This is a genomic window from Dyella nitratireducens, from assembly GCF_014642835.1.
Lineage (GTDB): Bacteria > Pseudomonadota > Gammaproteobacteria > Xanthomonadales > Rhodanobacteraceae > Dyella_B > Dyella_B nitratireducens.
This window is the reverse complement of the sequence record NZ_BMJA01000001.1, coordinates 1,230,661-1,255,408: the sequence shown is the minus strand read 5'-3', so window position 1 is coordinate 1,255,408 and position 24,748 is coordinate 1,230,661. Positions and strand designations below refer to the sequence as shown.

The 24,748-nt window shown below is 60.5% G+C and carries 24 protein-coding genes; 7 read left to right on the top strand and 17 right to left on the bottom strand.

The annotated features are described in order from the left end of the window. Window positions 1–257: 257 nt before the first annotated feature. Complete coding sequence (locus IEX75_RS05905) at window positions 258–590, top strand: hypothetical protein (protein ID WP_188793297.1); 333 nt, start codon at window positions 258–260, stop codon at window positions 588–590. Between the two features lie 22 nt (window positions 591–612). Here IEX75_RS05905 and IEX75_RS05900 read toward each other — a convergent pair whose 3' ends face one another. From IEX75_RS05900 to IEX75_RS05860, 9 genes are all read right to left on the bottom strand, one after another. Then, complete coding sequence (locus IEX75_RS05900) at window positions 613–1,236, bottom strand: hypothetical protein (RefSeq protein ID WP_188793295.1); 624 nt, start codon at window positions 1,234–1,236, stop codon at window positions 613–615. A gap of 85 nt (window positions 1,237–1,321) precedes the next feature. Next, window positions 1,322–1,807 (bottom strand): DUF3592 domain-containing protein, encoded by a 486-nt coding sequence (locus IEX75_RS05895; protein WP_188793293.1) that lies wholly within the window; start codon window positions 1,805–1,807, stop codon window positions 1,322–1,324. A gap of 471 nt (window positions 1,808–2,278) precedes the next feature. Beyond that, window positions 2,279–3,202 carry a flavin reductase gene (locus IEX75_RS05890; RefSeq protein WP_188793292.1) on the bottom strand — a complete coding sequence of 308 codons (924 nt, stop codon included), beginning with the start codon at window positions 3,200–3,202 and terminating at the stop codon, window positions 2,279–2,281. A gap of 1 nt (window position 3,203) precedes the next feature. Beyond that, window positions 3,204–3,755 (bottom strand): class I SAM-dependent methyltransferase, encoded by a 552-nt coding sequence (locus IEX75_RS05885; protein ID WP_229720648.1) that lies wholly within the window; start codon window positions 3,753–3,755, stop codon window positions 3,204–3,206. Window positions 3,756–4,144: 389 nt separating this feature from the next. After that, window positions 4,145–5,059, bottom strand: coding sequence for a MurR/RpiR family transcriptional regulator (locus IEX75_RS05880; protein ID WP_188793291.1), 915 nt, complete (start codon window positions 5,057–5,059; stop codon window positions 4,145–4,147). A 165-nt stretch (window positions 5,060–5,224) separates the two neighbouring features. Then, on the bottom strand, window positions 5,225–6,544 hold the full coding sequence (locus IEX75_RS05875; RefSeq protein WP_188793290.1) for a peptide MFS transporter: 1,320 nt from the start codon (window positions 6,542–6,544) through the stop codon (window positions 5,225–5,227). 357 nt (window positions 6,545–6,901) lie between these two features. Beyond that, entirely contained in the window at window positions 6,902–7,924 is a 1,023-nt protein-coding gene (locus tag IEX75_RS05870) for a dipeptide epimerase (RefSeq protein WP_188793289.1), read from the bottom strand. Window positions 7,925–7,936: 12 nt separating this feature from the next. Next, the gene (locus IEX75_RS05865) at window positions 7,937–9,934 is read right to left on the bottom strand and encodes a serine hydrolase domain-containing protein (protein WP_188793288.1); all 1,998 of its coding nucleotides are present in this window, start codon (window positions 9,932–9,934) and stop codon (window positions 7,937–7,939) included. Between the two features lie 36 nt (window positions 9,935–9,970). Continuing rightward, window positions 9,971–12,271, bottom strand: coding sequence for a TonB-dependent receptor (locus IEX75_RS05860; protein ID WP_188793287.1), 2,301 nt, complete (start codon window positions 12,269–12,271; stop codon window positions 9,971–9,973). A gap of 256 nt (window positions 12,272–12,527) precedes the next feature. Between IEX75_RS05860 and IEX75_RS05855 the strand changes: the two genes are divergently transcribed. Beyond that, window positions 12,528–12,911, top strand: coding sequence for a hypothetical protein (locus IEX75_RS05855; RefSeq protein WP_188793286.1), 384 nt, complete (start codon window positions 12,528–12,530; stop codon window positions 12,909–12,911). A 283-nt stretch (window positions 12,912–13,194) separates the two neighbouring features. On the opposite strand, the gene IEX75_RS05850 is transcribed toward IEX75_RS05855, so the two are convergent. From IEX75_RS05850 to IEX75_RS05820, 7 genes are all read right to left on the bottom strand, one after another. Further along, a complete protein-coding gene (locus IEX75_RS05850) occupies window positions 13,195–13,386 on the bottom strand; it encodes a DUF805 domain-containing protein (RefSeq protein ID WP_188793284.1) in 192 nt (63 codons plus the stop codon). A gap of 50 nt (window positions 13,387–13,436) precedes the next feature. Then, window positions 13,437–13,607 carry a hypothetical protein gene (locus tag IEX75_RS05845; protein ID WP_188793282.1) on the bottom strand — a complete coding sequence of 57 codons (171 nt, stop codon included), beginning with the start codon at window positions 13,605–13,607 and terminating at the stop codon, window positions 13,437–13,439. 75 nt (window positions 13,608–13,682) lie between these two features. Further along, window positions 13,683–13,961: a hypothetical protein gene (locus tag IEX75_RS05840; RefSeq protein WP_188793280.1), complete on the bottom strand. Its 279-nt coding sequence runs from the start codon at window positions 13,959–13,961 to the stop codon at window positions 13,683–13,685. An 83-nt stretch (window positions 13,962–14,044) separates the two neighbouring features. Next, window positions 14,045–14,389, bottom strand: coding sequence for a carboxymuconolactone decarboxylase family protein (locus tag IEX75_RS05835; RefSeq protein ID WP_188793279.1), 345 nt, complete (start codon window positions 14,387–14,389; stop codon window positions 14,045–14,047). A 103-nt stretch (window positions 14,390–14,492) separates the two neighbouring features. Further along, a complete protein-coding gene (locus tag IEX75_RS05830; RefSeq protein ID WP_188793277.1) occupies window positions 14,493–14,990 on the bottom strand; it encodes a RidA family protein in 498 nt (165 codons plus the stop codon). A 1-nt stretch (window position 14,991) separates the two neighbouring features. After that, window positions 14,992–17,406, bottom strand: coding sequence for a hybrid sensor histidine kinase/response regulator (locus tag IEX75_RS05825; protein ID WP_188793275.1), 2,415 nt, complete (start codon window positions 17,404–17,406; stop codon window positions 14,992–14,994). Between the two features lie 111 nt (window positions 17,407–17,517). After that, window positions 17,518–18,138, bottom strand: coding sequence for a hypothetical protein (locus tag IEX75_RS05820; protein WP_188793273.1), 621 nt, complete (start codon window positions 18,136–18,138; stop codon window positions 17,518–17,520). A gap of 452 nt (window positions 18,139–18,590) precedes the next feature. Between IEX75_RS05820 and IEX75_RS05815 the strand changes: the two genes are divergently transcribed. Next, window positions 18,591–19,280 (top strand): aspartate/glutamate racemase family protein, encoded by a 690-nt coding sequence (locus tag IEX75_RS05815; protein WP_188794339.1) that lies wholly within the window; start codon window positions 18,591–18,593, stop codon window positions 19,278–19,280. A gap of 139 nt (window positions 19,281–19,419) precedes the next feature. On the opposite strand, the gene IEX75_RS05810 is transcribed toward IEX75_RS05815, so the two are convergent. After that, complete coding sequence (locus tag IEX75_RS05810; protein ID WP_188793272.1) at window positions 19,420–19,926, bottom strand: nuclear transport factor 2 family protein; 507 nt, start codon at window positions 19,924–19,926, stop codon at window positions 19,420–19,422. A 210-nt stretch (window positions 19,927–20,136) separates the two neighbouring features. Here IEX75_RS05810 and IEX75_RS05805 point away from each other — a divergent pair, with 210 nt between their 5' ends. The 4 genes from IEX75_RS05805 (at window position 20,137) to IEX75_RS05790 (ending at window position 24,717) form a co-directional block, all read left to right on the top strand. Then, window positions 20,137–21,222, top strand: coding sequence for a sensor histidine kinase (locus IEX75_RS05805; RefSeq protein ID WP_188793271.1), 1,086 nt, complete (start codon window positions 20,137–20,139; stop codon window positions 21,220–21,222). Next, the gene (locus IEX75_RS05800; RefSeq protein WP_188793270.1) at window positions 21,219–21,968 is read left to right on the top strand and encodes a LytR/AlgR family response regulator transcription factor; all 750 of its coding nucleotides are present in this window, start codon (window positions 21,219–21,221) and stop codon (window positions 21,966–21,968) included. The genes IEX75_RS05805 and IEX75_RS05800 overlap by 4 nt, the downstream gene beginning before the upstream one ends. Window positions 21,969–22,160: 192 nt before the next feature. Next, window positions 22,161–23,483, top strand: coding sequence for an ABC transporter permease (locus tag IEX75_RS05795; protein ID WP_188793269.1), 1,323 nt, complete (start codon window positions 22,161–22,163; stop codon window positions 23,481–23,483). 10 nt (window positions 23,484–23,493) lie between these two features. Then, window positions 23,494–24,717 carry an ABC transporter permease gene (locus IEX75_RS05790; protein WP_308422104.1) on the top strand — a complete coding sequence of 408 codons (1,224 nt, stop codon included), beginning with the start codon at window positions 23,494–23,496 and terminating at the stop codon, window positions 24,715–24,717. The last annotated feature ends 31 nt before the right edge of the window (window positions 24,718–24,748 follow it).

The window sequence follows — 24,748 nt, the reverse complement described above, 5'->3', positions numbered from 1 at the left end:
GAGATAGAGAGGGGCGGCTTCGGCCGCCCTTCTGCGTTTCAAATCACGCCGTCATATCTCGCGTTGCTTCGTACAATCACAAAAACGGCAAACGCCTACATACACATTTTCGCGGACTTGTTACGTTCGGCTCGCCATCGATGCGGTCTTGTGTGGCGACATCGATGGCCATGGCAGCAATGCTGTGAGAAGCGCGGATCGTGAGAGTCATCACCTCCCACGACCCGCTAACCAACCAACTAAGAGGACTAGTTGATATGGCTGAGCCAGATCATAAGGCACCCGCACGCCCATCGGGGCTCCCCGATAACCCGTTTACCCGTCCTACCGGCAATCCGCCGGATGCGGTAGACGACGAAGAGATAGTGCAACTGGAAATTGGCTCCGCGATCGCGTGCATCGAGCAGGTAAAGCTTGTCATCAGATGCCTACTCGCTGACAGCGATGCCTTTGACGAAGCCGTAACCAGTGGCTTGTCGGTGCAGCCGCTTTCGTGGCCGTTGCCGGCATCGACCTACGCCAGCTTGCTGGTGGCGATCCATTTTCTCGACGAATGTGCAGCCATGCTTCGGTACGAACTGCACAGGTAAGGCGCCAGGGTCCGCATGATCGTTACCGCGGCACACCCATGGAGGAGGTGTGCCGCACCTGGGCGGCAGCGTTTGCCAGGTCGTTGATGACGAGACCATGTTTGATGTTGATGGTCGCCTCGCTCACCCACGTGGTCAGCGAAAGGAACGGCGTGCCATCTGCAAACCGAAAGTTTTCCGATCCCATGATCGAACTGCTGGCGTGATCCACGAATATCTTTAGCTCGGGAGTTCGCCTTCCCTCGCGCACGACCGCCGCTTTGCCTTCTTCAAGTAATTCACTGATCACAAACAAGGTGTCACGATCTTCCATCGATATGTCGAGCGAGATGACGGCGCACCCGAGATCGTCCTGGGTAGGCGTTACCTTGCTTAGCAACCGGCTGGCGCGCCCCACGGCAAGGAAGGCCATGCGCTGTTTATCGCTTTGACTGGAGTCTTGCGCGCCGCTGGTGCTGAGTGCCACCAGATCGTCTTTCGCTAGCAGAATGCGTGCGCCCGTTGCTGCAACGGATACGCACGGGTAGGGCACCACAGTCAGCGGGACAATCGTCTGGTAAGCGCTGTGCGCTTGGAGAGTAGGCTTGTCTGCACGGGCCGCCATGCTCAATAGAATGGCGAGTACCATAAAAACCACGCTTGCCATGTTATGCCGTGTCATGCGCTGCTCCCTGGCGCAGTGCACATGCTTCTATCGATTGCCGGATGGACCATGGGTTTCCCATCATCGGTCAATGAACGTGCACGTGCCCCGTCAAACTCATGATCAAAAAGAAAAGCCCAGCCGCACCGAATATCGAACCGAGCAGGTATAGAAACTGAATTCCGCTTGCGTCGCCGGGTTCCAGTACTGATTCCGCAGGGTCGGTGGGGTTGTAGTAGACCTGCACTACGGAGTTGTCGGGATAACGGCTCACGATGCTTGCCGCGCGTCCGGTTGTTGCGGCGAGATCCAAAAACGAGATTTTGGAAGATGTGTAACTCTTGCCGTGTACTTTATAGCGATAGACGACGTCGGCCTTATACGTTGTGGCATTGTCTGTCGTAGCGGAAGTATCCGTTTGATAAAGAATCGCCGAATGCGCAACTTCCCCCTCGGTCGTTGGCCAGGACATGCTTTGCTTTGCCTTGGCCGCCGTATTTCGGCCAAAGCTGATGATGCCTATTCCAATAAAAATAAAGATGAGGCTGAAAAGAGCCGGAAAACTAGCGTGCATGGAGCCCCCTATTGGCGTGTTTCTGCTTTGGCGCCTGTCGATGCAAGGCTGGCACAGCGCGAGCTGCATTCCGCCGCAAAGGCCAACGATCTTGCATGCCGTCGCATCATCGTTATGGCCCCGATTTATGTCAACATTGTGACTCTCTCAGGTTAAGCCGCAAACCGCCTTTGATGCGGAGTCAATAAAAAAACATGCCTGGACGCTCTCGCCAGGAGTCCAATATCCGTCATTCCGGCGAAAGCCGGAATCCAGTTTAAATACGCCGTGCGCAGCACACGAAACCTTTATGTTGTGTGCTGCGCACACCATTCTTGACTGGATTCCGGCGTTCGCCGGAATGACGACTCGCTCTGAATTGCATCGACGCGGACGTTGAGTCAGGGGCATCGCAATCAAGCTGTTCGCCAGAGCCACGTTTGGCGTACATCCGAATAAGCTGTATTGCTGCAAGCACCACCCTAATATGAGTCAGGCCTCGGTAAACGGCACAGCACGTTTACGGCGGTAAGCCTGATGGAAACCCGCCGTGTGATGCAGTTGGTCACCCTTCGCGACATTTTCATCGGAACTGACACGCCCCAGAAAAAACGTGTGTATGCCAATCTCTTGGCTATGCACGATGGTCAATTCCCGGACGCGTGGTGCCTGAGCAACAACAGGGATACCAAATTCCCGCGATGGTCGAACGGTAAATGGAAGCGCGCTCCAATCTTGCAGCGGCTGCTTATGGTGCTCGGCAAGCTTGTAGACGATCGTCTTCATCGATGCAGGGATGGTGGACAGGGCAACCTTGCGTACCTCGCGCATGACCGATTGCGAAACGTTGGTACTGCGCAGTGCGAGCGAGAAAAGTCCGCTCCGATCGAGCGGGCCAATCAAATCCATCGGAAAAATATTCTGGTGGCCCGGTGCATCCACGGAAACCAGGATGACCGGTCGGGGGTACAGATACGCGATCATGAGTTGCTGGGCGGCTGCGGGCTCCATATTCAAGTGGTTGGATGCGCGATTTTTCAACATGCTCCGGTTCTGAAGCCATGCATTCCACGAGCGCCGAGGCCATGCAAGACAGCGGTGTTCACCGGCCGTCACGTGGTACAGCATGATGGATGCTGTTCCCGCAGCGGTTGATCCGGTTTTTGTCAGCTGCAAAACGCCGAGCGTCTTTCCCGTTGCGTTATCGCTGTACTCGAGCAGGGCGTGGTCACCGGCATCGAGACTGGTGGCGATCACAAGCGGATTGAGCGAGGCCACCGTGTGGTCGGTCGTAACGTCCGTCGATTTGCCGTTCCATCGCAACGTAGCGGTGATCACTCGCGACGGCGGGGTAATGGCGACCGGAGACCATTGCGGTAGGGGGCGGACGAGCGGTCTTATCCAGTCTTTCAGCATCTCAGAATCGCCGAAATAGTAGGAACATGTACAAGTTGGTCGCCAACCCGAAGCCGCGCGGAGTAAGGCGTTCCAGCCTGAAATACGGTGCGGCTGCCCGCGCTACCGCACGAGGCACGAATCGATGGATACGGCTTTCACTGGGGATGGCGTAGTGGCCGTGACGTACGAGATTTATAAGGTTCTTGCGCCACCAGCCGTAACGCGCATCGCCAAGGTAATAAGGGTTGAGCATGCTGGCCAGGACAAAGCCGCCTTGATGTACCACGTGCGATAGCTCTTCAAACAGCAGCGTGTGATCGGCAAAATGATTGAGCACGGCAAAGTCGGCCGTCACCGCTTGCACCTCGCAGGCGAGCGGGGACGACACCGGTACGACGCTTTCGTGGACGATTTCGTCGTGGCAATGACGCGCCAGATAGTCGCGCATCGCTTCCGACGGCTCGTACACGAACGTACGGTGCCCGTTGGCGGCAAACGCTTTGGCATCAATCCCGGTGCCAGCCCCGAAGTCGAGTATGTCGGCGCCTGCAGGGAGAAGATGTAGCGCCATCTTCTGAAACCTGTCTCGCACCGCCCGATCCCGGGGCAGATTCAACATAAACGGTGGTATTGCTCTCCTGTGTGCATACGGGCTACCTCATGGGGTTGATGGCCGATAAGACAGGTCGTTTTATCCCTGGTGACACGTTTCGTATGGGCGCTGCGTGTTGAGCGTCTTCAAGCAGGCGTTTGAACGGCTGGCTTGCAGGAGTGGGTGCTGATGAAGGGATGAAAGGTTGAGGCTATGAGCAAGCCTGGGTGTCAGCCTAAGGATGCGCGGAATAATCGTCGCCCCGGCGAACGCCGGGGCCCAGCGACTTTCCAAGTGCGCAAAGACACTGGGTCCCGGCGTTCGCCGGGACGACGAATCCGGTACTGCTCAGGGCGCCCTTAAGGCTTTCAGCTCGACTTCCGCGGCCTACCTTTGGCTTTACCCACCTGGCCGCTACCCCCAGCAGAAGGCTCACGCGTCCCCGTACCCATATACCCCACCAACTTCTGCCGCAGCGCATTGATGTCCCCAATCCGCTCCATCACGTCCTCGCTGGCCTCCTGCACGAACGACGTGGCCAGCAGGCTGAACAAGGTCATGTAGGCGCTGTAGCTATGCCATACCCAACTAGCTTGGATCATCAGCACATGCGGGGTGAGCTCGCGCGCCCAGTAGCAATCCGTATCGGTAATCATCACCAGCGGAATGCCGCGTGCGACCACTTCTTCGGCGATCACGCGGAATTGCTTGAAGTAGCGGCGCATGTCGATCAGCACCACGCAGCTGTTGCGGGTGGAGTCGAGCAGCATGTCGATGTAGGCGCCGTCGCTGCCGGAATGAAACGACACGTTTGCGCGTAACTGTTCCAGCGTTTTGGCGAAGCCCTGACCGAGAAAGGCCGCGTGCTGGAAGCTGGCGATCGAAACGCGGTCGGCCGTCATCAGCAGCTTCATCACCGATTTCCATTCCTTGCTGCCGACCAGTGCATGCACGTCGGTGAGGGCGCGGATTTCCGATTGCAGATGGGCAGCAATCGCGTCGGTGTCTTTGGGTTGTTCCGGTTCTTTATAGAGTTGACGCCAGGTACCGTCGCCGCGCAGTTCTTCCTTCAGCTCGTTGACGCCGTCGTAGCCGAGGGCGCGCAGGAAGCGGCCGACGGTCATGGGGCTGACACCGACGCGCTTGCTCAGCGACGCGGCGGTTTCGAACGGCAGGTCGCGGATGTTGTGCAACAAGTAGTGGGCGATCTTCTGCTCGGACGCGGTGAAGCTGTCCCAGCGATCCTTGAGCATGTGTTGCAGGTCCGTAGAGGCTTTTTTCATGTGCGAAGTGCTCCACGTTGTGCCTGAGTGGCTGTCAGGCGGCAGCGCGTGGCGCAGCGCCAGACTGGCTGTCTGGTCAAGCCGCGTGCTGTCGCCTGACAGCCACTCAGACGCAACGAGGCGTGCTTGGCATATGAAAACAGACTCTGAATTGTCGTCATCGGTTTACCGGGAGAGCATGGCGGCCAAGCCTGCATTCTCGCGCTTTTCCACCTGCCCCAGGCGCAGGCCGACTACGTACAGGAGCAGGGCGGCCAAACCGGCCACGCCGCCAATCAGCATGAAGAACCAGCCGTGCGACAGCGGGCTCCATAACGTACCCAGCGCGCCGGCCAGCAAGTTGCCGAAGAAACCGGCGAAGAACCAGATGGCGATGCAGGTGGCGCGAAAACCGTCCGGCGCCATGCGGCCGAACAATCCCAAGCCCACTGGCAGGATGTACAGCTCGCCCAGCGTCATCAGCACGAACCAGCCGGTAAGCCAGGCCCAGTGCGCGCGCGTGCCGTGCGCTACGGCCCAGGCGGATACGCCCGCCAGCAGCACGTAGGAGAGGCCCACGACCGCTGCGCCGAACGCCATCTTGTGCAGCCACGGCGTCTCGATGCCGCGTTTGGCCAGGCGCGCCCAACGCGCCAGCAGCAGGGGCGTGGCAGTGAACACCACCAGCGAATCGAGCGACTGGAACCAGGTCATGGGAATGCTCCAGCCGGCGGTGACGTGCCGATCCACGCCTTCGTCCGCCCACAACGCGATGGTGTTGCCGACCTGCTCATAGGCGCCGCGGAATACCACGATGATCGCCGCCACGCCGATCAGGAATGCCAGCCGGCGCCATGCCGAATGATCGAGCGGTGCGCGCACTGGCTGATGGGTGCCGGCGCGTTGGGCCTCCGGCGGCAAATGGTGTTGGCCACCCAGGTAAATCACCAACGAGGTCAGCATGCCGATGCCGGCCGCCGCAAAGCCCCAATGCCAGCCATAGGCTTCGCCCAGGCTGCCGCAGATCAGCGGCGCGATAAAGGCGCCGATATTCACGCCCACGTAGTAGACGTTGTACGCACTCTTGCTGCGCGGATCGCCTTCGCGATACAGGCCTTCGATCTGGCTGGCCAGGCTTGGCAGAAACAAGCCGTTGCCCAACGCGATGGTGGCGAGCGCGGGATAGAACAATGGCTCGGAGGCCATCATGAAATGCCCCAAAGCCATCGTCGCGCCGCCGATGATCACCGCCTTGCGCTTGCCCAGCCAGCGGTCTGCGACGATGCCGCCGAACACGGGCGTGAAGTAGACGAAGGCTGCATAGACGCCGTAGATCAGCGATGCGTATTCCTGCTGGATGTCCAGGTGCTTGGTCATGTAGTAGACCAGCAGCGCACGCATGCCGAAGAAGGAGAACATCTCCCACATTTCGGTGAGGAACAGGATGGTGAGGCCGGGTGGGTGGCCGAACCAGTTGCGCTCGCGCGGGTTGTTGGGAGTGGCCATGCGCGGCTTTCCTGTTCAAGGCGAGGGCAATAACTCCCTCCCCTGCGTGCAGGGGAGGGCTGGGGTGGGGTGCCGCGAGCGAAGCTCGCTTCCGGCTGAGCCGGAATGAATGTGGGGCAGGATTAAATATCCTCGCGAGGTTGCTTCACCCCACCCCAACCCTCCCCTACTACACGTAGGGGAGGGAGCAGGTCCGGCGAGTTGATGTTTCCCGCACAACATCGAGTGTTTGCTAAGCGCGTAGGTTGGGGTGCAAACCCCAACATCCGGATGTAGGCGTGCATGGCGATGTTGGGGTTTGCACCCCAACCTACGTCGCATGCAGAAGCAGCCTCTCTTCAACATGACTTGATCCACCTATGCCGCCGCCATCACCGGCCCACCCCACACCCCATCCGGACACCAGATCCGCCCATCCTGATAACTCACCCCCGGCGTGCGATCGGTAAGCACATAAACCGGCCCATCCAGATCCACCACCGCACACAGTGAGCCCAGCACGAATGCCGGCGCCATCGACCACGACGATCCCCCCATGTTGCCCACCATCACCTTGAAGCCAAGATCGCGTGCCATGCGGGCCATCGTCAATGCTTCGGTGAGTCCGCCGCACTTGTCCAGCTTGATGTTGATCACCTGCACGCGGCCCACGAGATTCTGCAGGTCGCGGTGATCCTGCACGCTTTCATCTGCGGCGAGGGGAATCGGGGAGTTCAAGCCATCGAGCCAGTTTTCGCAGCCGACAGGAAAGGGTTGTTCTACGACAGCGACACCCGCTTCCACGAAAGCCGGCAAGGCTTCTTGCAGCGAATCGCGGGTAAAGCCCTGGTTGGCATCCACCATCATCCACGCGCCAGGACGCGCCGCACGCACGGCACGTACGCGTTCCGCATTGCGATGGTCATTGGTCAGTTTGAGCTTGAGCGCGCGTGCATCGCTGAGCTGGCGTGCGCTTTCCGCCATCGCCTCCGGCTCGTCGGCGCTCAAGGTGAAGGTGGTCAGCAGCGGTTGCGGCGCAGGCATGCCGGCGAGCTGCCACACCGGGGAGCCTTGGCGTTTGGCGTCCAGATCCCAGAGCGCGCAATCGAGCGCATTGCGCGCGCCACCGGGCGGAAGCAGCTCCTGCAGTTGCTCGTGCGTGACGCCAAGCTCGATCCTTTCGCGCAGTGCTTCGATCTGCTTGAGCATCGATGTCGGCGTGTCATGCCGATAATAGACGCCAAGCCCTTCGCCACGTCCCACCAGCTCGCCATCCTGCAGGCAAACCACCAGCACTTCGCTTTCGGTAAACGTATAGCCGGTGATGTGGAACGCTTGCGTCAGTGGGCGTTTTTCGATGTATGCGCTCAGCTTCAATGGCGCCTGCCATAGCTTGGTCATGAGATCCCCTTATCAGTAGCGCGTGCTGAAGCTGACCAGGCCGAAGGCCAGGATGAACCAGAACAGATAGAGCGCTGCCAGCGCGAGCAGGGTTTCGCCCACCCGTACCAGCCGGCTGCGTTCTGCGGGACGCCAGTTGCGCCACGTGTGCACGACGATGGCGATGGCACCCAGCAAGGCGATCACGCCCAGCACGTAGAGCAGAACCATCCATGGTGTCGCCGCGCCATGCAGCAGCACGTTTTCGTCGAGGCCGGCGACAACCAGCAGCGTGATCCAACCCAGCACGCTTGCCAGCATGGCCAAGGTGCCGAGGCGCGATAGCAAGCGGGTGCGAAGCAGTGCGGGCGATACATTGAGCGAACGGCGGTAATGACGGCGGACCAGCCAGCCGGCGAACCAGATCACCATCGTCACCAGCATCACCACGATGGCGACGGCCACCAGCACACCGGCACTGCCGAGACTCTTGAAACCCGGCACACGCTGGAACACTTCCACGCCGGGCAGGTAACCGGTGGCCCAGTAGCGGATACTGCCATCCGGGTTGGTGACGAACGCGAGCTTGTCCTGGCCATTCACTTCGCGGTATTGCAGCGGACCCACTTCGCGCCAACGCAACGGTTGCCCCGCGTAATCGGTCAGGAAGGACACCACCAGCGTGCCATCCGGTTGTGCGCCCACGTTCACCTGCCCGGTGAGGTAAAGCATGCGCAAGGCGCTTTCGTTGCGGCGGCTGGCCTGATACCAGCCGACGACTTTCGCGGCATCGTCTTTGGCAGTGGATAGCGTGGGCTCTGTCGGCGGCGTGTACGGAAAATAACGATCGAGGAAGGCGTCGAAGATCGCCGTGCGAACCATCAGTGTGCCGTGCGCATCCGGGCTGCCTGCACTGTTGAACGACATGAACACGCCGATGTTCTTGTCCAGCAACAAGTGCAGATCGCTATGGAAATACACGGTATCGCCACCGTGGCCAATGATGCGCAGGCCGTTGCGGTTTTCCTGGTAGAAGCCGAGATCGAAGCCGCTGATGCCGGGTGCCGGCACATACTGTTGGCTGTGCATCAGCTCGGCAGTCTGCGGTTGCAGGATGCGCGTGTTGTCGTACTGGCCGTTCTGCAACTGCGCGATCATGAAATGCGCCATGTCCATGGCGGTGGAGCTAAGGGAACCTGCCGGTGCGGGATCGACCAGTTCGAACGGCTGCGGCGTGCCATCCGACGCGGTCTTGTAGCCTTTCGCCAGCATGGATGCCAACGCTGCAGGCAGCGGTTGCGCAAAACTGGAGTGCGTCATGTGCAGCGGCTGGAAGATGTGGTTTGCGACGTAGTCTTCGAAACGTTCGCCGGACACGCGCTGCACGATATAGCCGGCCAAACCGCAGCCATAGTTGGAATAGGCGACGATTTCGCCCGGAGGAAAGATGCGGGCGGGAATATGCGTCTTGAGATACCGCTCCAGATTCACATCATCCACGGATGCCGGTAGCAGACCCTTGGCGGAATCTTCGAAACCCGGCGTATGCGTCATCAGGTTGCGCAGCGTAATGGGTTTGCCTTGGTAAGGCGGGATCTTGAAATCGAGGTAATCGTTGATGTCGTGATTCAATTGCAGCTTGCCTTGCTCCACCAACTGCATCACCGACGTCCAGGTGAACAGCTTGGAGATCGAGCCGGGACGGAATAGCGTGCTTTCCGGCGACGGGGTCGTGTGCTGCGTGAGATCCGCATAACCGTAGCCCTTGGCGAACAGCACGTTGCCGTCCTTCACCACGATGATCACGCCGCCTGCGATATCGCTGCGTTGAAGTGCGAAGGGCACTAATCCATCGAAGAAGGCGGTGACATCCTGTTGGGTCATCGCCGGTGGTGCAGTCTCCGTGTTGCTGACCGGCTGCGGTGTTGTTGTGCTGGGTCCTAACGGTGGCGGAGGTGCCGTTTGCGCCATCGCAAGGGTGGCGGTAAAGCCGGCAACCAGAGCCACCAAACGTTTTATGTGGCGGTTCATGCGGAAACTCCGTGCAGGGGAAGCATCGATAAGGGCTTAGAAATCCAGGCTGGCGGACATGCCGATGGTGCGTGGCGTCTGGTACGTGGCCTGGAACGGGCTGGCGATCGGGTTGATCGTTTCCGGCCATACGGCGGTGATGCCGCGCTTGTTGGCCAGGTTCTTGGCGTACACCTCGACGGTCCAGTTCGAGACATTCACGCCTGCGTGCAGATCGAGATTGTTGTAGGCAGGCAAACGGACGCGTGGTCCGGGTACCGGATTGAATTCGGCATCGCGCGCGCCGGTGTAGCTGAAGTTGCCGCCGACGAAACCGGACCAATCACCGCTGATCGGAAAGTCGTAATCCGCGCCCAGGTTCGCACTCCACTTCGGTACGTAGGGCAGCGGATCGCCTTTCAAGCCATAGATGCTGCCGGATGGTGTATTCGCAGCCAGCTCTGCTTTCGTATACGTGGTATTCGCCGATAGCGTGAGCCCGCGCAGTGGGCGGTACGTCCAGCTCAACTCCGCGCCCTTGCTGGTCGCCTTGCCGCCATTGCCGAGAAAGCTGATGCCACCCACGGTGGTGGTGAGCTGCACCTTGCTCCAGTCGATGTAGAACACATCGCCTTCGAAGCTCATGCGCTTGTCGAGCATCAGCGATTTCAGGCCCACTTCGTAATTCACCAGCTTGTCGGGGTCGAACGTGAGCGGTGCACCTAGGCCAGGCGGCACGCCTACGTTTGGACCACCCGGGCGGAAACCCGAGGCGACGCGGATATAAGCCATCACGTCATCGCTGAATTTGTAGCTGGGGTTGAACAGATACGTGACCGGATGATCACGGCCGAGGATAGTGAAGTCGGTGTTGCCGATCAGCAGGCCGTTGCTGGTCTGCGTATACGACGTGTAGTCGTTGCTGTAGCGCGCGCCGACCAGGATGCTCAATTGCGAGGTGGCGTGCCAGGTGAGATCGCCATAGCCGGCCCACTCCCGGAAGATCGCCGGCCCTTCGCCGATGACGCCCAGCGTCGGCAAGGCGATGGGTACGCCGGTGCTGGCATCGAAGCTCAAGATGCTCTGGTTGTCGGTGGTGTGCTCGTGCGTAAAGAACAAGCCGGCACGCCATTCCCAGGTTTGATCCGCCGGCGATTGCAGGCGCAATTCCTGCGTGACCTTGTTCAAGGCGATTGGCTGCAGTTCCGAATAACCGCCATTGGTAAGCCCGAACAAGGGATTCAACACCGGGCCGTAGAGGCTGGTGATGTCGGTGTTCTCGTTGAAGCGCAGCGTGCCGTAGCTGGTGGTGGAAATAAGCTTGGCCCAGCCGAAATCCGCGTTCACCGTCAGGTCGTAGAGACGGTATTTGATCTTGAACAGGCCGGTGCTGGCAGCACGTGCCTGATTGGGCCAGCCGTAGATCGGCTGCAAGGTGGCCGGATTGATGTCGATGCCCTGGTTGGCAAGGCCATTGCTGTTGAGATTCTGTGCCAGCGCCGAAAAGCGCACCGACACTTTATCGTTAGGTGTCCACAGCAATTGGGTGCGTGCACCGCTGACCTTGGCCTCGTCGATCTGGGATTTCCCGGTGGTGATGTTGTTGATGTAGCCAGGATCATCGCGGTCGTACACGTTCACACGCAGCGCCAGCTTGTCGGTTATCAAGGGCAGGTTGACGGTGGCATGCGCGCCATATCCGCTGCCGCCGCCATCGACGCTACTGGTGCTGAAGCCGATACGCGCACTGGCTTGCGTGGCGTCTGGTGGCGTGGTGACGAATTTGATCAAGCCGCCCAGCGTGTTCGATCCGTACAAGGTGCCTTGCGGACCGCGCAGTACTTCGATGCGTTGCAGATCGCTGGGATCGATATCCGGCGTCAGCACGCTGCCTGCCGAGTAGACCGTGCTTGAACCGAACGGCGTATCGTCGACATACGTGCCCACGGTTGCGTTCGGCTGCCTGCCACCGGAAGTGATGCCGCGCAGCACCAGTTGCGTCCAGCCTTCGCCGGAAGAGATCACATTGAGCCCCGGAATCTGCGAGGCGTAATCGGTGAAGCTGAGAGCGTTCTGGCGCTCCAGCTTCGTATCGTCCAGCACGGATACCGCCATCGGTACGTCCTGCAAACGCTCTTCGCGTTTGTTGGCGGTGACGATGATGGTGCCCAGTTGCGCCGCTTGCTGCGGTGCTTTGCGCGATGGCTGCGTGCCGGTTTTTTGTTGCGCCGCGTGAGCGTTGGTTGAGGCGGCCTGGTTGCTGCCGTCTTGTGTTTGCGCCATGGCGCAGAGCGGACCCAGCAGGCCCAGAGCAACGGCCGTGCAAAGACGGCGGCGGATGTACGGCGAACCACTCATGTCCAAAACCCCTCCCCGAGATACGGACAACCCGTGGTGCGCATTGGTATCAAGATAACATTTGTGTGTCAATGGTAGTTAAGTAACATTTTCGAATATAGGTCGAGGCGGGGCTACGCAGGTTCTGCTTGCGTGGCTGCTTCGGGCACATGTACAAGGTGGTTGGCGGTAGGGGCTCGATGGCCGCCTGGGGGTCTGATTTTTCAATGTGTCTGCTGCTTCCGGGCGGCAGGCTTTCTTTCAGCTAGGGGGAAGCATGAGCAACGAGAATCCGTATCAAGCACCGCGTGCCGAGGTGGATGATCATTCGCCGTCGGATAGTGCGGATCTGCAGCAGATTGCCAGCGGGCAGAAGCTGGTTATCTATTCGATCATCTTGAACTTTGTGACCATGGCGGCGAGGAATTCCACAGGCCTGGCGCTGGTCTTGAGTCTTGCCGCGCTGGTCATGGCGATCATCGGCATCCTTCGCCTTTGCGGCGGTTTTGGACACTCCACCGGTACCAAGGTGTTGCTGGTGATCGGGTGTTTCGTACCGCTCGTCAACTTGGTGATTCTGGTGGTGTTGAGCATGAAGGCCACCGGCCGCTTGCGTGAGGCGGGTTACAAGGTGGGGTTGTTGGGGGCGTCGCGGCCGTAAGGTGTGTGCAGTGCAAATAGCTTGGTTGGAAAGCCATAACCGTCGTTGCGGTGTTGCAACTGCCTGATCAGCTCCCTCCCCTACGTGTAGTAGGGGAGGGTTGGGGTGGGGTGAAGCAATCTTGCGATGATGTTCCATCCTGGTGCGGGTTTGTTCCGGCATAGCCGGAAGCGAGCTTCGCTCGCGTCACCCCACCCCGGCCCTCCCCTGCAAGCAGGGGAGGGAGCAGTTTCCAGTGCTTATAGAGCTTTCGCGTCGGACGACAGCACTTTATGTGCGCACACTAAGACGTACGCCCACGCTCCATCGGCCACTGACTGAATGCAAACACGTACATCATGATGAGGTTCACCAGCGGCACGAAGATCAACAGCGACCAGGCACCGTTGTAGCCGGCTTTCGAAACGATCTTCCAGGCGGGAATGATTGCCAGGATGCCCGCCAGCAATCCACCAAATAACGGATGCGAATGCATAAAGCCCTCACTTTCCCTTTTGGAGTGGGGCTAGCTTAACCGGGCTGCGCTCAGGCTGCGTCTTCGGTAGGCCAGGCTGGCGTTTCGGCCGGGGCGAGAGCCTGGCGGTGCAGCCATTCGTCCAGGATGCGCTCGGTCACCACGCACGGTTCGCCCATGCGGCAGGGGGAGCAGGATTCGTTGTGCAGCATCAGTGCTGCGACGATGGATGAGTTGGTCATGATGGAGCCCCCAAGACCCCGCAACGTTGGGACCTTGGGGGTTTATCGGTCACAGGACGGTAACCTTGAATCCGTTCAGCTGGCGCAGGCGGCTGCCGCGAGAATCCAGCGGGAAGGTGGGGTAATGCCGTAATCGGCCAGCACCTCGTAGATGCGCTCGGTCACCCAGTCAAAGTGATCGAGGGATACGCGGTCGCGGATCGCATCGGCCCGCTCCATGAACTCGATCCAAAACTCCACGCCCCGGCTGTCTTTCAACAGCTGCGGCATGGCGCCGGCCAATTCGGCCAACTGCTGTTCAACTTCCTGTGGGGGCATGGGCACGACGTCACCGTGTTGGGTAGCCAAAGTCATCGGCCAGCGCATGGCTGGCTTGACTTGAGACGTTTGACTCCCCGAATTTTGAAATGCCGCGGTGCCCGGGTTACGAGTCCGGGTTAGTGCCCCGCCTCGTGCGCGCTCACGGCGTCCATCACCCTGGCCGAATACACCAGCGCGGCGCCCGCATTGAGAGCAATGGCCACCCCCAGTGCCTCGGCGATTTCCTCGTGGCTGGCGCCATGCTTCAGGGCTTCGCCGGTGTGCACGGTGATGCAGCCATCGCAGCGGGTGGTCACCGCCACGGCCAGGGCGATCAGCTCGCGGGTCTTGGCATCCAGCTTGCCGGTTTTCTGGGCGGCCTTGGACAAGGTCTGGTAGCCGGCGACGGTGTCGGGGCTGAGCTTGCCGATCTCGCCGATGCGGCCCATAAGTTGCTTGCGGTAATCCAGCCAGTCGAGCATGGGAAGGTCCTCGCCGTGGAGAGTGGCAGCAGGGCACGATGCCGGCTGCTCACCACCCATCATGCGCTCTTAAGCGATACGGGACATGTGCAGTATCAGCGGCTCAACGTACTTCCGGTTTTATGGGCAAATGCGCCGGCAACGCAGGCACGACGGCGACCGCGCTTACTTCAAGCATCACATCCTTGCGAAACAGCCCTTTCACTTCCACCAGGCTGGCGGTGGGCATGGGTCCGCTCATGTATTCGTCGCGGATCTTTCGATAGGTATCCACTTGCGACATGTCGGTGACATAGGTGGTCATTTCGACGATGTCGGAAAAACTCGCACCGCCCGCCGCCAGCGCCGTTTTCAGGTTCTCGAAGGTCTGCCGGACTTGCGCGGCGAAATCGCCGGCACCGACAAGTTGGCCGTGCTGATCGAGCGGCACCTGGCCGGCGATGTACACCGTGCGGCCACCATCCACCGTGATGACATGGGTGTAGCCGTGCGGCGCACCCAGCGTGGATGGATTGATGTGCTGCACGCCGGCGGTCTGGCCGGCGGCAAACGATGAACTGGTCAACAGCGCAAGAACCAGCGCAAACCCGATGCGTTTCATTTCATGAATTCCTTGCTTCACGTTGCGCATGACGCCATTCAAGCAATCGTCGCACCTGCTCGTTCAGCGCGTCCACGTTGAAGGGTTTGGACAGCAGCGCCATGCCTGCCGGAAGACTGGGCGATGAGTGGACCACGCTGGGGTCGTAGCCGGTGACCAGCAGCACGGGTACATACGGTTGCTGGCTGCGTACGGTGTCCGCCAGGCTGCGCCCGTTGACGCCGGGCAGGCCGATGTCGGTGATGATCAGATCGAACGTTTGGCCGGCCATCGCGATCGACAAACCTTCCAAGCCATCTGACGCTTGCGTCACCTCGTAACCCAGCTTGCCCAGCACTTCGGTGACCGCATCGCGGATCACGTCCTGGTCTTCCACCAGCAAGATATGTTCGCCGCTCGCGGCCGGCCGATCCGCGGTAGCTACCAGTTCCACATGCGACTGCACCGGGCCGACGTAGCGCGGCAGCAGCAGGATGATGCGCGTGCCTTCGCCCAGTTCGCTCTCGATCACGCAATGGCCACCGGATTGGCGGGCAAAGCCGTACACCATCGACAGGCCCAGCCCCGTACCCTGGCCAACCGGCTTGGTGGTGTAGAAGGGATCGAACGCGCGCTCCTTCACGTCAGGCGGCATGCCGGTGCCGCTGTCGGCGACCACGATCTTGATGTAGCTGCTGTCGGGATCCATCACGTTGAACGCGTTCGGATCACTGCCGCTGATGTTGGCGGCTTCGATGCGCAGGCGGCCACCTTTCGGCATCGCATCGCGCGCATTGATGGCGAGGTTGAGAATGGCGTTCTCGAGCTGGTTCGTATCGCAGTGCGCCGTCCATAGGGCGTCCGGCAGCGCGAGTTCCAGCGCAATGTGCTCACCAATGGAATGCCGCAGCAATTCGCTCATGCCGGCGATCAGCCCGCCCACGTCCACGGCTTGCGGATCCAGTGCCTGGCGGCGTGCAAAGGCGAGCAGGCGATGGGTGAGCCCCGCGGCGCGGCGCACGCTGCTGAGTGCGTTCTGGATATGTTTGTCGCCCGCGATGAATCCTTCGCGCTGGCCGATGATTTCCACCACCTCCAGCGAACTGGAAATCGCCTGCAGGATGTTGTTGAAATCGTGCGCGATACCGCCGGTCAGCTGGCCCAGCGCTTCCATCTTCTGCGATTGCCGCAGTTGCGTTTCCATCTGGATCTTTTGGGTGAGGTCGCGCATGAAGATGTTCATCAGCGGACCGGAGGCCAGCGTCAGCACGCTTGCACTCAATTCGGCGGTGAAGCGCCGCCCCGAACGATTCATGGCGGTGAGCTGATGCGTTTGCCGCGTCAGTTTCTTTTGCCATGCCGACACCAGCCATTCCGACGCAAACGTGTCGTTGGATGGGAAACACAGGGCCGTTAGCGGTTTGCCCAGGGCCTGCTCGCGTGACCAACCGAACAGTTCATGCGCCTGCGGATTCCATTCGGTGACGCGGCCGGCTTCGTCGATCTGCGCAAAGGCATCCAGCGCGTTGTTGACGATGCCGCGGAAACGGCGCTCGCTTTCGAACAACGCCAGCTCGGCGTTGCGGCGGGTGGTGGCGTCGCGCGTGACTTCGGCAAAGCCGATCAGCTGGCCGTTGTCCCACACGGGATCGATCACCACGATGGCCCAGAAGCGCGTGCCGTCTTTGCGCACGCGCCAGCCTTCCGTTTCGAAGCGCCCGCCGTGCAATGCGGTGGTAAGTGCAAGGCGTGGAATGTCTGCCGCCAGGTCTTCCGGCGTGTAGAAGACGGAGAAATGGCGGCCGATGATGTCTTCGGCGCGATAGCCCTTGATCCGCTCCGCACCGCTGTTCCAGCTGGTGATGTAGCCCGTGGTATCGAGCATGAAGATCGCGTAGTCGGTAACGCTGCCAACCAGCAGCTCGAAATCGCGCTTGAAGCGGCCCAGGTTGTCGGCCATCTCGGCGTCTTGCGCGGCGGATTCCGACTGCTGTGCTGCCAGTGCCTGCGCTTGTTCCAACTGCGCCTGCACATGTTTGGGATCGGTCAGATCGACCAGCGTATTGATGACGCCGATCAGCTCGCCGTTCTCGTCGAACAACGGCGTGGGATGGGGCATGAAAGGCACGCGCTTGCCATCGGGGCGTTCCGCGATCACTTCCATGTCATGCACGGGCCGCCGTTCGCGCAAGGCGATCGCGGTGGGGCACTGATCGTGCGGAAGCGGCGTGCCGTCCGGCCGGAACAGCCGCCACATCACGCACCACATTTCGCCGATGGCAGGCTGACGTCCTGCAAAGGCGACGGCGGCATCGTTGAAGAAAGTGATTCGTCCCTGCGCATCGGTCGTGTAAATCGCGACCGGCAGGGTTTTCAATACATTCTCGCTAGACGGCACGGTGGCAGCAGCCCCCGTGGGTAATAGCTCTTTCAACACGCTTGACGCCTTTTTACACGCTTGCCCCCGCTAGAACGGAGACGATGCCTCTTGGGCCGGTAAAAAAGTCGTGAATGATTTGTAAGCAGGCTCGGGAGCGGTTGATGATCGCTATGTCGGAGCGTGCTGGTTCGTCAGCCTTTCCAACGCGTTATGTAGCGTAGCCACGATGCGCTGCCCCAGTTCGCCATACGTCGACGCACGTGGATGGCGTTCACGTTTGGAACAGTCCGCCAGCAGATCGGTGCCGGCATAGCCGTCGGTGTTGAGGGTATGCGCGTACAGGCATGCCCGGGGTGCATCGAGAAAGGCCTGAATCTCCATGCCGACGCGGCGGACCCTATCCGCAGCGGCAGTCGGGACGACGAAGATCGCCAGCGCGCGATGACCACGGCGGCGCAGGTGGCGCATGGATTCCTCCACCTCCACGATCAGCATGTGATCGTCGGGTAGCGACAGGTCGCGCAACAGTACGGCTTCGATTTCGGCGGCGGCCTTGCGCGCTTCCATCTCGATACGGCCCAGAAAGCCCATGCGCAGTTCCTGCCGGGTATAGCGCAGCGGCATCGTGGAAACTTGCGTCTCGTCTTTGCGCACGATCCAGGAGTGATTGACGCGTTCGAACGAGATGCCTGCTTCGTCGTAGCTTTGGCGGCAGTTCTCTGCGCTGATGCTGGCGTGCGCCGCCCAGGCGGCTTTGAGATAAGCGAGATTCGGCTGGCTGCTGATCATGCGGGTCTCCGGGTCACTGCCGCGCGGCGCCGGGGCCGTGCTCATCGAGGCTATCGGCCAGGCTGCTGGAAACTTCAGTGGCCTGCAGGCATGGCTCGAATCCACGTCGTCCATGGCCCGGCGCATCGGGCATGCTAGGGATGCTCTGATCTATTCCACGCACCCGGCATGCCATCCAGAAGGCCCGCAGGGTGTGCCGTGTGGCGCAGGGCAGACTGGCGGTCTGTTCAAGCCACGCGGTGCAGCCTGCGGGCCTTCTGGATGTCACCCCGTCCTTTAAATTCGACATGTTGGGGCCGCACTGTATGCGTATCTCACGGTGTTCCGGCGTCTCGACAGACAGCCAGTCTGCCTTCAACGCCGGAACACCGTGAGATACGCATACAGTGCGGTGACGGGTACGTGGAATAGATCAGAGCATCCCTAGAGGCTGTTTGCAACGAGGACACATGATGAAAACGCTTGGCCTGATCGGTGGCATGAGCTGGGAATCCACCGTTCCCTATTACCGGCAGATCAACGAGGCGATCAAGGCCAGCTTGGGCGGGTTGCATTCGGCGAAGCTGGTGCTTTACAGCGTCGATTTCGACGAGATTGCCAAGTTGCAGCATGCCGGTGACTGGGATGCGGCTGGCCGCGTGCTGGCCGATGCGGCGGTGCGCTTGGAAGGAGCGGGCGCGGAGGCGCTGGTGATCTGCGCGAATACCATGCACAAAGTGGCGCCTGCGATCGAAGCAGCGGTTCGCATCCCCGTGCTGCACGTGGTGGATGCCGTAGCGGAAGACATTCGCGCGGCCGGTTTTCATAAAGTGGGTCTGCTCGGCACGCGTTTCACGATGGAGCAGCCGTTCTACGCCGAGCGCCTGGCAAGCCATGGTCTTGAGACCTTGATACCGCAACAGGCCGATCGCGAGCTGGTGCACCGTGTGGTGTATGAGGAGCTGTGCCTGGGCAAGATCGTCGACACGTCGCGCGATGCATACCGCCGCATCATGGCGGACCTGGTTGCGCAGGGCGCGCAAGCGATCATCCTTGGCTGCACGGAAATCGCCATGCTTGTGAGTGCGCAGGATGCGGCGGTACCGTTGTTCGATACCACGGCGATTCATGCGCGCAAGGCGGCGGAGTGGATGCTGGCGTAAGCGAGCAATGTTCCCTTGTGGCCGTCATTCCCGCGAAAGCGGGAATCCATCTTGCTCTGATGCATCCTTGAAAATGGATTCCCGCTTTCGCGGGAATGACGGCCATGAGGAAATACATACTCTCGTCGCAACTCGCAACCTACGTATGGACGGCCGTATGCTGCGAATACAACGCATGCCAATGGCCGTCGACGTAAATGAAAACATCCGACGACTTCACGCCATTCTGCGGCCCCAGTGCCAGGTCATAAAACGTCACGATGGCGGTATTGCCACGCACGACCACCGCGCTGCCGTAAGGATGCTGCTTTTGATCCTCGGCCCATGTGAGCTTGGCCTGGTCCAGGCTGCTGCCCTTGCGCTTGGCAGCGCCAGCGATGATTTCGGCCTTGCTATGCGCCTTGCCCGTATTACCGACTGAGCGGTACTCGGGCATCAGCATCTGGTCGAGCCACGCCGTATCGCCGGTCAGTTCGGCGAGGGTCCAGTGATTGTCGACGGCCATCACGCCGGCTTCCGTCTGCAGTGTTTCATCGGCCGGTTGCGCTGCCTCTTCGGCAGCGGTGGTTTGCAATGGAAAGACGACGCAAGCGAGCAAGGTTGCCGCCGCCACGGCGATCCGGCGCGGTTGGTTGAAGATCGTCATACGCATCCTCTGAAAGTCCATGTGAGTGTGGCAAGCATCGATGCGGCTTGCTGGATCGACACGCGCTTTGTGACCAATGCCTTCGTCACGGGGCAAGCGGTCGATGGTCGAGGGCGAGCGGTCGATGCTTATGCGGTGCTTCCAAAGCCGTTGCATAGTGCGCACACTACCGCCGCATGAAAGCCGGCTGGCGGTGAAGGGCGGAAGGGCATGAACGAATCGACCCGCACGCACAAGCTGAAAACCTTCGGCCTGGCCTTCGGGTTCTGGACGATGCTGGCTTTGTCGTACGCGGCCAGTTCGGTACTTGGCGGCATCAGCGAAGGCCATCCGGTGCCATGGTTTCGCGCGCTGTCGTGGAACCTGATCGATTTCTATCTGTGGATGGCGCTGACGCCAGTGGTGAGCTGGCTGGGCCGTGTTGGCGCGCACGGATGGCGAAGATTCTGGATGTTGCATATTCCCAGCAGCATTCTGCTTGCCGTGCTGCAGAGCGCGGTGATGCTGCTGTTGTTCTTCTGGTGGTGTGGGCCCAATCCAAAAGGGAATGTTCTCAAGCTGACCGATCTGCTTCGCAACGAAGGCGTCTACAAATTTCATCTGGCGCTGCTTACCTATTGGATGATGCTGGTGGTGCTGAGGGGCTTTGCGTCCTGGCGCTTGTTGCGGGACGAGCGTTACCGCAGCGCGCAGCTGGAAACACAGCTGGCGCAGTCCCAATTGCAAGCGCTGCGCATGCAACTGCAGCCGCACTTTCTGTTCAATACGCTCAACGCGATCTCCGCCCTGACCGTGGCCGATCCGCAGCAGGCGAAGCTGATGATTGCGCGGCTCAGCGATTTTCTGCGGCTGACGCTGGAGGAACGCCACGCACAACAGGTGCCGCTGTCGCGTGAGATGCAGTTTCTCGAGTCCTACCTGGGCATCCAGAAAGTACGTTTCCAGGACCGGCTGGTGACGCACGTGGACGTTGGTGATACGGGCAGGGCGATGGTGCCGAGCCTGATCCTGCAGCCACTGGTGGAAAATGCCTTGCGTCATGGCTTGCTGGCCAAGAGCGATGGCGGTGCCTTGCATATCATGGCTCGGCGTATCGAAGGCGAGCTGCATCTTTGTGTGGAAGATGACGGCCTTGGACTGCCCTCGGCAGGCGCCGTGGAAGGCGTTGGCTTGAGCAATACCCGTGCGAGATTGCAGGCGATGTTCGGTGACAAGGCGAGCATGGATCTCTCCTCCGGCGTGAACGGCGGCACGCGCGTGGCATTGCGCTTCCCCTTCGTGGAGGCCGGCGCATGAGCGCCGCGCGTCTTCGTGCCTTGTTGGTGGATGACGAAATACTTGCGCGCGTCGCGCTGCGCCAGGCGCTTGCCACGCATGCGGATGTCGAGGTGGTGGGCGAATGCGGCAACGTGCAGGAAGCTGTGCAAGCTATCGCCACCTTGCTGCCGGACCTGATGTTTCTCGACATTCAGATGCCGGGTGGTGATGGCTTCAGCCTGTTGCGCGCCCCCTCTTCTGAACCGCTTCCGCTGATCGTGTTCACGACGGCGTTCGCCGAGCATGCGCTGCAGGCGTTTGATGCGAACGCCATCGACTATGTGCTCAAGCCGATCGACCAGGCCCGCTTTGATCAGGCGATGGACCGGGTGCGCAAGCATTGGCATGGGCTGCACCAGCATCGTGGTGCTTCGGCGGCGCACGATGGTCATTACGTGAAGCGCATCAGCGTGCAGGTGGGCGAGCGGACCCTGGTGATTCCGGTGGGTGACATCGACTGGATTCGCGCCGACGACAACTACGTGCGCATTCATGCGAACGGCAGCACTTATCTGCATCGCGAAACCCTGCGCCATCTTTGCGCATCACTGGATCCAGGCCATTTTCTGCGCATCCATCGCAGCATCGTCGTCAACATGAACCGCATCCGCGAAGTGCACACGCTGTTCCAGGGGCATGCGGAAATCGTGCTCCACGATGGCACGCGGCTTGATTTGAGCCGGCGGTTTCGGAATGCGGCGCGGAGTGCTTTGCGCTTGCGTTGACCGCTTGCCGTGGCAGCTCGACCGCTGCCCCCTCGTTGTTGGCCGGTTATCCCAAAGTTGGTGCACGGTTTGGGTTCAAACATCACGCTAGGCACGGCGGCTTGATAGCGCCTTGCCGTCATTCCGGCGTTCGCCGGAATGACGGCAAGGTGTCATTAACCCTCACCTCAAGATATGTAGAGCGGCACACCGATGTTCAGCTACTACCTGCAACTCGCGCTACACAGCTTCCGCCGCAGCCCGGGGCTGACGGCCTTGATGGTGATCATCATGGGCATCGGTGTGGCGGCATCGATGACGACCTACGCTGTATTTCGCGCGGTGTCGGGTGATCCTCTTCCGGACAAATCCGCGCAGCTGTTCGTGCCGCAGATCGACAATGCCGGCCCGCAGAACGGCAGCACTCGCAATCATCTGCCGGATGCGTTGACTTACACCGATGCGATGGCCTTGATGCAAGCGAAAGCGGGCACACGTCAAACAGCCGTCTATCCGATCACCGGTCATATCGAGCCGAGCGACGGCTTGCAACAGCGCCCGTTCAGCGCCAATGGATACGCCGCGTACGCGGATTTCTTCGCCATGTTCGACGTACCGTTCCAGTACGGACACGGCTGGAGTAGCGGCGATGACGATCGGCATACCAATGTCATCGCCATCAGCAGTCGTCTCAACCAGCGCCTGTTTGCTGGCATCAACAGCGTTGGCCGGATACTCCATCTCGATGGCCACGACTATCGCGTGGTAGGCGTCATCCACGACTGGAATCCGCAGCCTCGTTTCTTCGACGTCAACAACGGTTTCAGCTTTGGCGGCGCGCCGGATTATTACTTGCCGTTTACGCGTGCGATCGACCTGCACATCAGCAGCAACGGCAACAACAACTGCTCGGGCTCGGCGAAACCCGTTACGCCAGGTTGGGATGGATGGCTGCGATCGGAATGTGTGTGGGTTTCGCTGTGGGTGGAACTGCCGCACGTCACAGCGGTGCAGCGCTACCAGCGCTTGCTGAGTGACTACGCGGCTGAACAGCAACGCCATGGCCGGTTTCAATGGGCGAGCAACGTGCGCTTGTTCGATCTGAACGGCTGGCTGGACCACGAAGGCGTGGTGCCGCCCGAAACCAAGGTTTCCGTGCTGGTGGCGGGGGGATTCCTGCTGGTGTGCCTGGTCAATACGGTGGGCCTGCTGCTGGCCAAGATCATGCGGCGTGCGGGTGAAGTCGGTGTGCGCCGGGCGCTGGGCGCGTCGCGTGGACATATCTACGCACAGTTTCTGGTGGAGGCGGCAGCGATAGGCGTGGCCGGCGGTCTGCTCGGTTTGTTATTGACCGCCGTGGGCATGCACGGAACGGCGCTGCTGTTCGAGCCAGGCGTTGCCAGACTCGCGCGGCTCACCGCCGGCTTGGTGGGATTGACGGTGTGGGTGGCCGTGTCGGCCACCGTGCTTGCAGGGCTTTATCCGGCTTGGCGCGCAGCGCGCGTACAACCCTCCTGGCAATTGAAATCCCAATAAGGCGATCCGCATGCACATCAGGCCCATCGCATCCGCACTCTGGCATCACAAAGGCGGCACGGCGTTGATCGTGTTGCAGATCGCGTTGACGTTGGCGATCGTGTGCAATGCGCTATGCATCATCCACACACGTGTGGCTCGCTTGTCGCGACCCAGCGGCGTGGATGAAGCCAGCGTGCTGGCGATCCAGAACCAGTGGCTCGGCGATCCGGCACCACAACCAGCAAAGGCGCTGATGGCGTCCGACTTGGAAACGCTGCGCCAGGTGCCGGGCGTCGTCGATGCCTATGCCAGCAATGCCTTCCCGCTGGGTGACGGCGGCTGGTCGAAGGGCGTGCGCTACACCGTGGACCAACCCAGCCCTGCATCGTTTACGGCTATTTATTTCGCCGACGAGCACACGCTTGCCACGCTTGGCCTGAAGCTGGTGGCCGGGCGCAACTTCCGCGCTGACGAGATCGGCGACATGGGCGCGCGCGATACCTTGCTTCCGCGCGTCATCATCATTACCAAGGCGCTGGCCAATCGCCTTTTTCCGGATGGCCATGCGCTGGGCAAGCAGATCTGCATTGGCAGCGCACCGTCAAGCACCATCATTGGCGTGGTTGAGCGAATGCAGACATGGATCGGCAGCTATTCCGAGGCCTGGGTGGAGCAGTCGACATTGGTGCCTTTCAGGTTGCTCGCCAGCGGAACGGTCTATCTGGTACGGGCGCAACCCGGCCTGTTGGAACGTGTCGTGCGGATGGGGCCGCAAGCGCTGGTTGCTGCGAACCCTTTGCGCGTGATTGGCTCGGAGGACGTCAGGACGTATGAGCAGATTCGCGCGACGACGTATCGCAAAGACCGTGGTATGGCGATCCTGATGGGGGGGATCTGCGCCGTACTGTTGGCAACGACGGCAGCTGGCATTGTGGGTTTGACTAGCTTCTGGGTCAGTCAACGCCGCCGGCAGATCGGCGTGCGCAGGGCGCTGGGTGCCACGCAAGGCGACATTCTTGGGTACTTCTGCACGGAGAATTTGCTGATCAGCGTGGGTGGTGTGTGTGTCGGCGCGATGCTGACGATGGCGCTCAATGCGTTGCTGGTCGATCGGTTTGAAATGCAGCGGTTGTCGCTTGCTTACGTGGTTGTCGGCATGGTTGCGTTGTTGTTGCTCGGGCAATCAGCCGTGCTGGTACCGGCATGGCGTGCATCCCGCCTTTCGCCCGTGGAGGCAACGCGAGCTACGTAGGTTGGGGTGCAAACCCCAACATTGCCATCCT

Bases quoted from the DNA above. Each gene is read 5' to 3' on its own strand.
- IEX75_RS05905 (WP_188793297.1), top strand. From the start codon at position 258: ATGGCTGAGCCAGATCATAAGGCACCCGCACGCCCATCGGGGCTCCCC.
- IEX75_RS05900 (WP_188793295.1), bottom strand. From the start codon at position 1,236: ATGGCAAGCGTGGTTTTTATGGTACTCGCCATTCTATTGAGCATGGCG.
- IEX75_RS05895 (WP_188793293.1), bottom strand. From the start codon at position 1,807: ATGCACGCTAGTTTTCCGGCTCTTTTCAGCCTCATCTTTATTTTTATT.
- IEX75_RS05890 (WP_188793292.1), bottom strand. From the start codon at position 3,202: ATGCTGAAAGACTGGATAAGACCGCTCGTCCGCCCCCTACCGCAATGG.
- IEX75_RS05885 (WP_229720648.1), bottom strand. From the start codon at position 3,755: ATGGCGCTACATCTTCTCCCTGCAGGCGCCGACATACTCGACTTCGGG.
- IEX75_RS05880 (WP_188793291.1), bottom strand. From the start codon at position 5,059: ATGAAAAAAGCCTCTACGGACCTGCAACACATGCTCAAGGATCGCTGG.
- IEX75_RS05875 (WP_188793290.1), bottom strand. From the start codon at position 6,544: ATGGCCACTCCCAACAACCCGCGCGAGCGCAACTGGTTCGGCCACCCA.
- IEX75_RS05870 (WP_188793289.1), bottom strand. From the start codon at position 7,924: ATGACCAAGCTATGGCAGGCGCCATTGAAGCTGAGCGCATACATCGAA.
- IEX75_RS05865 (WP_188793288.1), bottom strand. From the start codon at position 9,934: ATGAACCGCCACATAAAACGTTTGGTGGCTCTGGTTGCCGGCTTTACC.
- IEX75_RS05860 (WP_188793287.1), bottom strand. From the start codon at position 12,271: ATGAGTGGTTCGCCGTACATCCGCCGCCGTCTTTGCACGGCCGTTGCT.
- IEX75_RS05855 (WP_188793286.1), top strand. From the start codon at position 12,528: ATGAGCAACGAGAATCCGTATCAAGCACCGCGTGCCGAGGTGGATGAT.
- IEX75_RS05850 (WP_188793284.1), bottom strand. From the start codon at position 13,386: ATGCATTCGCATCCGTTATTTGGTGGATTGCTGGCGGGCATCCTGGCA.
- IEX75_RS05845 (WP_188793282.1), bottom strand. From the start codon at position 13,607: ATGACCAACTCATCCATCGTCGCAGCACTGATGCTGCACAACGAATCC.
- IEX75_RS05840 (WP_188793280.1), bottom strand. From the start codon at position 13,961: ATGACTTTGGCTACCCAACACGGTGACGTCGTGCCCATGCCCCCACAG.
- IEX75_RS05835 (WP_188793279.1), bottom strand. From the start codon at position 14,389: ATGCTCGACTGGCTGGATTACCGCAAGCAACTTATGGGCCGCATCGGC.
- IEX75_RS05830 (WP_188793277.1), bottom strand. From the start codon at position 14,990: ATGAAACGCATCGGGTTTGCGCTGGTTCTTGCGCTGTTGACCAGTTCA.
- IEX75_RS05820 (WP_188793273.1), bottom strand. From the start codon at position 18,138: ATGATCAGCAGCCAGCCGAATCTCGCTTATCTCAAAGCCGCCTGGGCG.
- IEX75_RS05815 (WP_188794339.1), top strand. From the start codon at position 18,591: ATGAAAACGCTTGGCCTGATCGGTGGCATGAGCTGGGAATCCACCGTT.
- IEX75_RS05810 (WP_188793272.1), bottom strand. From the start codon at position 19,926: ATGACGATCTTCAACCAACCGCGCCGGATCGCCGTGGCGGCGGCAACC.
- IEX75_RS05805 (WP_188793271.1), top strand. From the start codon at position 20,137: ATGAACGAATCGACCCGCACGCACAAGCTGAAAACCTTCGGCCTGGCC.
- IEX75_RS05800 (WP_188793270.1), top strand. From the start codon at position 21,219: ATGAGCGCCGCGCGTCTTCGTGCCTTGTTGGTGGATGACGAAATACTT.
- IEX75_RS05795 (WP_188793269.1), top strand. From the start codon at position 22,161: ATGTTCAGCTACTACCTGCAACTCGCGCTACACAGCTTCCGCCGCAGC.
- IEX75_RS05790 (WP_308422104.1), top strand. From the start codon at position 23,494: ATGCACATCAGGCCCATCGCATCCGCACTCTGGCATCACAAAGGCGGC.